This window comes from Pseudoalteromonas sp. TB51 (genome assembly GCF_000498055.1).
In the GTDB taxonomy this organism is placed as follows: Bacteria; Pseudomonadota; Gammaproteobacteria; order Enterobacterales; family Alteromonadaceae; genus Pseudoalteromonas; species Pseudoalteromonas atlantica.
In genome coordinates this window covers 1-8737 of record NZ_AUTO01000199.1, presented here as the reverse complement: position 1 = coordinate 8737, position 8737 = coordinate 1, and the positions used below count along the sequence as shown (strand labels likewise).

The window sequence follows — 8737 nt, the reverse complement described above, 5'->3', positions numbered from 1 at the left end:
CCCTAGGCAGAACCCGAAGGGCAGCGCATGTTTGGCATTTATGCTGCGTTATCGCCTATTTATGGGGAGTAACCACACTTCATAGGCTCTGCCTTGCCTAAAAACCAAACATACTGCTGTAAATTCAACCATCAAGGATCAACACGCCCTTATGAATATAATGAATACTGCTTTAAAATACTTACTGTTACTTTGCGCTTTTATGTGTTTTAAATTAAGCGCAAATACCCCCTACCAAATCCCTAGAAGTAGTGTTATTGAACTCACTGAGCCTGCTACTAAACGGGTATATCCTGTTTTTATTCAGCTCCCTAAGTCATATAAAAAGCACCCTGAAAAAATATATCCGGTTATTTATTTAACCGATGCACCGTATACGTTTCCTATTGTGGCAGGTGCTACACGGTTTCCTATGAATAGCGGAAAAATGCAACAGGCTATTATAGTGGCCATTAGCTACGAAAAAGGCTCTAAAGGGTCTAATAGCCGAATTAGAGACTACACCTCAAACAAGGCTAAAAGCTGGAAAAAACAAACCGGTAACGCGCAAAACCACGCGCTGTTTTTAAAAAATACTGTATTGCCGTTTATACAAAGTAACTACCGAGCAAGTAGCACACAAAAAACTTATATAGGTAACTCTTTAGGCGGGTTATTTGGCGTGACTATTTTATTTACGATGCCTGATTTATTTAACAATTATATTATTGGCAGTCCATCGGTTTGGTTTAATAACAATGCGATTTTAGCGCTACAAGCACATAAGCCTAAAGTGCCTACAAAGGTTTATATATCGGTGGGAGCAAAGGAAACGCCACGCTTTGGTGAAGGGCAAAATATGGTGGCAGGGGCAAAGCAATTAACGCAAAAAATTAATGCACTTAGCAGTGACAATATTGAATTAAAAAGCGTTGTTGTTGAAGGGGCGAGCCATGCAACCGCTTTTCCTACTACAGCGATACAAGGGCTTGATTGGGTAACAGCAAATAAGCCCTAATATTTATAAAAGCACTAAAAGCTTAAGCGCTTTCAAGTTCCTGTTTCCAGTTTACTAATACTTCAATAAACTCAGGGCCTATGCCACAGCAGCCGCCAATAATGCTTGCGCCCTGGCTGTACCACGTTTTTGCAAAATCTAGGTATTCTGCAGGTGAAATATCACGATACGCCTGCGAGCCTTCGTTGGCTTTGTAATCGCTTGCGATAGGTGTAAAGCCATTAGCAAACGCGCCTAAAACAACGCTTTTATTTTGTTTAGCTAATACAGCGTTGGTATCGCTAAAGGCTTGCTCTATAACCTCAGGTATTGAGCAGTTAAAGAAAATACCAGTAACATTTTGTTCAAGCAAAGCCGCTACAGCGTCACTTACCAGCTCACCAGAGCGAAGTGTCGCTTGCTCGCTTACCACATCATTTAAGGTAAATGCGTAATAACATGGCTTGTTTGAGCTTTTAAGTACATTTGCCATAACGTGCGCTTCTTCAATGCTCGATATGGTTTCGCCAATCCATACATCTACGTGCTCGTCTTGCGCCTTGTATAGCGTATCTAAAATAGTAAAAGCGCGTTCGCTTTCAAATAGCTCTGGGCGGTAAGAGCCAAATGCTGGTGGTAATGAGCCTGCTACTAATACATTTTGTGTAGCCTTTTGAGCTACATCTTTTGCAATAACGGCTGCTTGCTGCGCAAGGGCTGAGCCTTGAGCTTGGTATAGTGCTTCACCTAAATGAAAGGGCACACAGGCATAACTATTAACGGTAATTATTTCAGCGCCTGCATTAATAAAACCTTGGTGAGCCTGCGTTACAAAATGTGGGGCTTCTATTAGTGCTTGTGCACTCCACAGTGGCTGTGTAAATGGTGCGCCAATGCGTTTAAGCTCGCGCCCCATGCCGCCATCTAAAATAGTTACTTTATTCATAAAGGATTTCTATACAACTAAACAATATGGCGCTATTCAACCATAATTTTTTTAGATTCATAATGAAACTTCGTCACCTTTAACATGAAAAAAGCTCAATGCTTTTTTACAGGCATAAAAAAAGCGACATCTCGCAAGAGAGTCGCTTATTTAAGTAGGCTAAACCTTACTTATAAAATACGTCTACCGTGCCTTTTACTTTCATAAGTAAAGGTTGGCCGCGGCGGTCTAGCGCTTTAGGCGCGGCAATTTTAATCCAACCTTCGCTAATGCAGTACTCTTCTACGTCAAAGCGTTCTTTGCCATTTAAGCTTACGCCAATTTCGTGTTCAAACACTTCTTCTACGTAATGCTTGCTACGTGGGTTAATAGAAAGCTGATCAGGTAATGCTGGTTTTGTTGAATCGGTCATGGTTTTAATCTTTATTAAAAAGTGATGCGCTATTGTAGGCAATCCACTCAATACGCTCAAGGTTTAATGCTTAGCTACACAATACAAAGCCAAGTATTAACAGTGCTATCCAAATGGTTTCGGCAACAATCATAATTATTGGTTTTAAGCCCACCTCGGTGAGTTTGCCTAGATTTGTTTTCATACCAATGGCGGCTATGGCGGCAATTAAAAAGAACCGAGAAAGCTCATTTGTGGTTTCAAGCACAATAGCGGGTAGGTTAAAGGTGCTGTTTATAATCATTAAAATTACAAAGCCAATTAAAAACCCCGGTACTTTTGGCAACTCGCCATGGTTACCTTTATTTGAGCGATTAATAACCACCATCATAATAAGTACTACAGGCAATAGCATAGCCACGCGAACTAGTTTGGTAAGTGTTGCTATATCGCCAGTTTCGGGCGATACCGAATAACCGGCACCCACTACTTGGGCTACATCGTGTATGGTGCCACCTAAAAATACCCCGGCGTTATGTGCATCAAATTCAAGGTAGTTAACCACAATAGGGTATAAAATCATTGCAATGGTCGACATGGCCGTTACGCCAATTACGGTAAGTAAGGTATCGCGCTCTTTATGCTCGCTGTTTGGCATAATAGATGAAATAGCCAGTGCTGCCGATGCACCACAAATAGCGACTGAGCCACCGGTTAGTGCGCCAAAGCGTTTTTGCAAACCAAATACTCGGGCAAGTACAACCCCTAAAATAATGGTGGTAAATATAGCGCCAGCTAACATTAGCGCTGTTTGCCAGCCCAGTGTAACCAAATCGCCCAGCGCTATACGGGTGCCAAGTAAAACAATGCCTACACGTAAAACCGTAGTACCGGTAAAGTCTATGCCTTTAGCGCACGGGCTGTCGCTTTGATATAAAAACGACACCGCCATCCCTAATAATAAAGCAAACAACATAGCGGGCGCGCCATAGTGTTCACTTAAAAATAAGGCAGCAAGGCCAGTCATTGCAGCAATGCTGGCCCCTTGCCATAACGGGGAAACTTTTACCTTTAGTGCACCGGTTAAGCTTTGCATTAGGCGTTAGCTGCTGTCAGTGCAACAAGCACTTGGCGTTTACGCTCGCCAGTAAATGGGCGGCGGCCATGCATAGCCATTTCGTTATCAACTAAGGCTACATCGCCATCTTGCCATGCTAAATCAAAGGTAAATTCTTTTGATAGCTCAACAATTTTTTCAAGCCCTTGTTTAGGAATGGCGCTACCATCGCCAAAGGTAATAGCAACCGATGGGTTTTCGCGAACGCCTTTCCAGCCCATGTAAGCGGCAATAAGTTGGTTATAAAAAACCTGTACGCCGTTTTCAAGTGTAACTACCGCAGGTAAAACGGGGGTAATTGCTTTTAAAGAGCCATCTTCTAGCCATTCCCACTCGTAACCTAGCTCGGTAAGTTTGCTGTGTGCTTCTTCTTTGGTTTCAACACTTAGGGTGCTTTTCCAGCTGCGACCTTGACCCGATGTAGCATCGTCGGCTGCGGGCATGTAAGTGGTGTACTTTAAGCCTTTTTGTTCAAAGTCATCGGCTAATTGGCTATCAAACTGCTTTAATGCGCTAAATAATTTATCTGAGCGACAAAGCGGTGTCGCGCCGCCTTCCTCAGCTGCCGATTTACAAAAAAAGAACAGCTTACTTGGCGAAATAGGCGTTTGTGCCATTTCGTGATGAAGGTAAATTTCTACATCTTTGGGGGCTTCGTTAGCGGTAAATACACGCTCGGTAAAGTTAATACGTACCGCGTTAGATAGCGACTCTTGGTACGTAAAGTTGTCGTAATCAAACCCCGCTGAAAACGTATCAAAGGTTTCGGCGCTATCAACAGGAAAGCCTCTAAACAATACAGCGCCTGAGCTGCGTAGTTTTTTAGCCAACTCGCTTTTGTTAGCGCGAATAAAAGCTACCGCTTCTTCAACGGTGCTGGCGTTATTGTTATTAACTACAATGCACGGAAAAACCGAGTCATCAAACGTTAATTGAGTAGGCACTTGGGCATAGTTAAGTTCGGTAGCTGACATTTTATTATCCTAATCGTAAATAGGGTGAAAACGGTTAAAGGCAGCTTCACAAAAGTGCCCAGGGTCGTTAAAACGGCGGTTGCTATTAAGCGCAGAAATTTGCGCCATTTCTTGCTCTGTTAATTCAAAGTCGAACAGCGCGAGGTTTTCTTTCATGCGTTCAAATTTAGAGGTTTTAGGTATAATGGCGGTGCCGCGTTGCACACCCCAGCGCAGTACAACTTGTGCTGGTGTTTTGCCATGATTTTGCGCTGCAGCTTTTACTACGCTTTGCTCAAGCACCGACTCAGTTTGATCGGCCATTTCAAGCTCAAGGTACGAAAGCGCACCCAGTGGTGAAAATGCCGTAACCGGAATATCGTACTGTTTTGCAAGCCTTACTAAGCGCTCTTGGGTTAAATAAGGGTGCGACTCAATTTGCAGCATGGCGGGTTTAATTGTGGCGTAGGTCATTAAATCGTGAATAAGTGCGCTTGAGTAGTTACACACCCCAATGCGTTTTGCTTTGTTGTTATGTACTTGCTCTTCCATTGCTTGCCACGTTAAGTGTAGCGGCACTTTTGCCAGCTCCATTTGTGGGTTTTGTGCATCTGGGTCTACAAACCACTCTGGTGGGTAGCGCGTTTCGATTGGTACAAACGTTTGCGCAATCGGAAAGTGAATTAAGTATAAGTCGAGGTAGTCGAGCTTTAAATCGCTCAAGGTTTTATCAATGGCAAGCTCTACATGCTCTGGCGCATGAAAAGTATTCCATAGTTTTGATGTTACCCATAATTCTTCGCGGGTACATAGGCCGTCTTTTATTGCTTGAGCAATGCCATCGCCTACTTGTTCTTCGTTACCGTAGTCTGATGCGCAATCAAGATGGCGGTAACCTGCTTTAATAGCTTGGTACACCGTTTGCGCGCAATCTTCTTGTGCTACTTTCCATAAACCGAACCCGACTGGCGGGATGTTATTTAATGAACTCATTGGGAATTCCTGTTAAAATTGCATAATGACTTTGGTCTTGTATAAGACATAAGTTATTATACGAATCTAACAGTGTCAACACTGTGTTAACCGTAAGAGAATAAATGAAAGGTGTTAAAAAACCTACAGGCAGCAAAAAGGCAGCGTTTGCTGCCTTTAAAAAATATTTAATAAGTATGCGCTAATATAACTTACACGCGGCTAAAGCGCGGTTAATTAATCAAGTTCTATTTGGTAGTGGTAATGATCGCTACGGCATTTGCTTAAACGGTATTCAATGCGTTTACCTTCGATGGATTCGGTAATGCGCGATACCAACAATAAAGGGTCACCGGTTTTAATAGCGAGCATTTTAGCGTCGGTTTCATCTGCTAAAACGGCTTTAATGCTGTCTTGGGTTTTATGCACGGTTTGGTTAAATTTGGTTTGGTAGTAATGATACAATGTGTGCGGAATATCACTACTTTGATGTATATCAGGAAAGAAACTTTGTGGTAGATATATAGTTTCGCTCATACAAAATTCGTTATCGAGAATGCGTCTGCGTACAAGCTTAGTGACTTTGTCTTTTTTATTAAGTTGCAGCGCATCAATAACATCTTGTGGTGCAGGGCAAAGCTCAACCGACAATAGCTCGGCTTTAGGTAGGTCGGCGCCTTTACCGTCGGCCTGTAGCGGAAAAAACCTAAACAGGGCATCTTGCGCGGTATGCTCAGATACAAATGTACCAACACCTTGGCGGCGAGTAACTATTTTATCGTCGGTTAATAAATTAAGCGCTTTACGCACAGTGCCTTGGCTTACGTTAAATTCTTCAGCAAGGCGAAACTCGCTCGGTAATACTTCGCCAGGTACCCAGCGTCTTTCAACAATGAGCTGTTTAATATAATCAGCCACTTGTAAGTAAAGTGGTTGAAAAGCCAAGCTTGGGCCACTTAATTTGTGATCAAACATAGAGTTACTCATTGTTATTTACCATTAAATTTAATCCACCTGTATTTATATCATAGGTGAAACTTTTTGCGCAGTTTTGCGCAAGCTCAATTAATTGTGAACTATTGCCGTGTAGTTTGTTTTTACATTATGCCTAAAAACAAATCGTTACACTACAATAGCGCACACGTAGGATATTTAAAGTGCTCAGTATTTCGTTAGAACTCATCTTGCTTATGGCGTTGTGCCTAAGCCTTGCCACCATAATGCAAACGCTTAGCGGGTTTGGCTTTGGGTTGCTGGTGGTTGCAAGCTTTACGTTGCTAGATGTTTTACCGCTCACTGCCACCACCTTTTTAGTGAGTTTATTGGGTTTAGTTAACTCAACCACTGTGGTGGTTAAAAATCGCAGTACAGTAAAAGTGCCCGAGCTTAAACTTATGTTGTATACCGGTATTCCGCTAATGCTGTTAGGTTTTATACTGCTTGAATATATGTCGGCGCATTTAACGCAGTTCTTAAACTTTATTTTAGGTATTAGTATTTTGCTATGTTGTGGCTTAATGCTAATTGGCCGTGATAGAGCAAATAAGCAAAGCGGGCGTGGCTCGNCGTCGGGGCCGCCGCTGGTGTTTCAGTGCTATAAACAAGCTTGGTCCATTGAGGCCATTCGTAGCACCTTACTTGCGGTATTTACCATTGGTGGCTTAGTCCGTGTTGGTATTGCCTTATTTGGCACCTTACCCGAGCTCGACATTATGTTTTTAATTGCAGCGGCCATACCGCTGGTATTATTAGTAACGCAATTTGCTCGTAAATTAACGCCTTACGTTGATGCAAAATGGATTCGTATAATAGCAATTGCATTGCTTGGCCTAAGCGGCGTTTCGCTGGTGGCAACATCGGCACCGGGCATATTTTAAAAGTAACGATGTAAATAATTCATCTTAGGGTTATTTACATTGACATGGGGATTACAATTATTTAACTTGTGTCTTATACAAGACTAATAATTGGTTAAGGAACTCCCATGAATGCATTTGAATTACGTGAGCCAGACTGGAACGCAATAGAGCCAGCACGCTTAACTGCAGAGCCTAAATTACAAGGCCATGTGCTAGTTTTACCAACTCAATTTGGCGAGGTCAGCGTTACCATAAGCCAGTTTGGTTTACGTTTAAATGCAGGCTCCACGCATGACGAGACGTTTAAAATATTAACCACCACCCCTTCAAACTTACCGCTATCACTTAATAAATTAGACCAAGGCTTTGCAGCCACCGCCGGTGAGTACCGCTTAGAATTTTACAGCGACCCTTTTTACTTTAAGCTTTATAAAAACGATAAATTAGTACAGCAATCAGCAACCGATGGCCACTTTGTGCGCCAGCACCGTTTACCGCNACGGCTGGATTTTAAGCCTAGAGCTTAATTACGACGAAGCCGTTTACGGCCTTGGCGAAAAATGGGGCAAGCTTGATAAACGCGGCCAGCTTATTCGCTCATACAACCACGATGCGCTGGGCGTAAACGCCGAAAAGTCTTATAAAAATACGCCATACGCATGGAGCCCAGAGGGCTGGAACTTATTTGTACACACACCAGCGCCTGTTACACATGGTGTAGGTTACGCACTTTGGTCGCAACGTGCTTATGTGTGTTTAGTAGAAGACGACGCATTAGATGTATTTTTATACCAAGAGCAAACGCCTGCACAAAGTATTAATCGCTACTGCGAGCTAACTGGTTTTGCACCGGTGCCACCGCAGTGGAGTTTTGGTGTTATTTTATCAAAAGCGTACTACAAAGATGCCGACGAGCTATTAAGTGTCGCCCGTGAAGTACGCGCTAAAAATATGCCGTGCGATGTAATTACCCTTGATGGCCGCGCATGGCAAGACACCGACACCCGCTTTGCCTTTGAATGGGACCCAACACGTTACGCCGACCCAAAACCTGTGCTTGATGAACTAAAAGCCATGGATTTTAAAATTTGCGTGTGGGAATACCCAATGATCTCGGTAAACAACCCATTATTTGCTAAAGCGGCCGAGAACGGCTGGCTAATAAAAGACAAACGCACAGGTAAAGCGTATCAATACGAGTGGGATTTAAGCCCCTTTGGCGAAGTACTTACGCCATTACCAGAGTCGGGTATTTTAGATTTTACTCATCCCGATGCTTACGAATACTGGCTGGNAAGCCTCTGTTTGAGCTTGGCGTTGATATGATAAAAGCAGACTTTGGCGAACAGCTAGAAGACGAAAACATGGTATCGCACAGTGGCGACAGCGGCATTAGACTGCATAATGTTTATAGCATGCTGTACAACCGCTGCGTTTATGAAGCCGCCGAAAAATACTGTAAAACAGGGCCATTTTTGTTTAGCCGCTCAGCATGGACAGGCAGCCAACGTTTCCCAGCACAA

At 43.1% G+C, this 8737-nt stretch carries 8 protein-coding genes and 1 pseudogene; 3 read left to right on the top strand and 6 right to left on the bottom strand.

The genetic code is table 11. The features are described 5' to 3' along the window. Nucleotides 1-160: 160 nt before the first annotated feature. Nucleotides 161-997, top strand: coding sequence for an alpha/beta hydrolase (locus L650_RS0110695; protein ID WP_029773106.1), 837 nt, complete (start codon nt 161-163; stop codon nt 995-997). A gap of 22 nt (nt 998-1019) precedes the next feature. Here L650_RS0110695 and L650_RS0110690 read toward each other — a convergent pair whose 3' ends face one another. The 6 genes from L650_RS0110690 to L650_RS0110660 form a co-directional block, all read right to left on the bottom strand. Continuing rightward, a complete protein-coding gene (locus L650_RS0110690; RefSeq protein WP_029773105.1) occupies nt 1020-1922 on the bottom strand; it encodes a homocysteine S-methyltransferase family protein in 903 nt (300 codons plus the stop codon). A 166-nt stretch (nt 1923-2088) separates the two neighbouring features. Then, nucleotides 2089-2334, bottom strand: a complete 246-nt coding sequence (locus L650_RS0110685; RefSeq protein WP_024034014.1) for a DUF3297 family protein — start codon at nt 2332-2334, stop codon at nt 2089-2091. Nucleotides 2335-2404: 70 nt separating this feature from the next. Further along, nucleotides 2405-3409, bottom strand: a complete 1005-nt coding sequence (locus L650_RS0110680) for a YeiH family protein (protein ID WP_029773104.1) — start codon at nt 3407-3409, stop codon at nt 2405-2407. Further along, on the bottom strand, nt 3409-4404 hold the full coding sequence (locus L650_RS0110675) for a TauD/TfdA family dioxygenase (protein WP_004586031.1): 996 nt from the start codon (nt 4402-4404) through the stop codon (nt 3409-3411). The genes L650_RS0110680 and L650_RS0110675 overlap by 1 nt, the downstream gene beginning before the upstream one ends. A 9-nt stretch (nt 4405-4413) precedes the next feature. Continuing rightward, nucleotides 4414-5376, bottom strand: a complete 963-nt coding sequence (locus tag L650_RS0110670) for an aldo/keto reductase (protein ID WP_029773103.1) — start codon at nt 5374-5376, stop codon at nt 4414-4416. 216 nt (nt 5377-5592) lie between these two features. Beyond that, the gene (locus tag L650_RS0110660; protein ID WP_029773102.1) at nt 5593-6342 is read right to left on the bottom strand and encodes a GntR family transcriptional regulator; all 750 of its coding nucleotides are present in this window, start codon (nt 6340-6342) and stop codon (nt 5593-5595) included. A 170-nt stretch (nt 6343-6512) separates the two neighbouring features. On the opposite strand from L650_RS0110660, the gene L650_RS0110655 reads away from it, so the two are divergent. After that, nucleotides 6513-7232 carry a sulfite exporter TauE/SafE family protein gene (locus tag L650_RS0110655; RefSeq protein ID WP_223230572.1) on the top strand — a complete coding sequence of 240 codons (720 nt, stop codon included), beginning with the start codon at nt 6513-6515 and terminating at the stop codon, nt 7230-7232. 107 nt (nt 7233-7339) lie between these two features. Further along, nucleotides 7340-8737 (top strand): annotated as a pseudogene (locus L650_RS0110650) (TIM-barrel domain-containing protein); the annotation flags it as partial.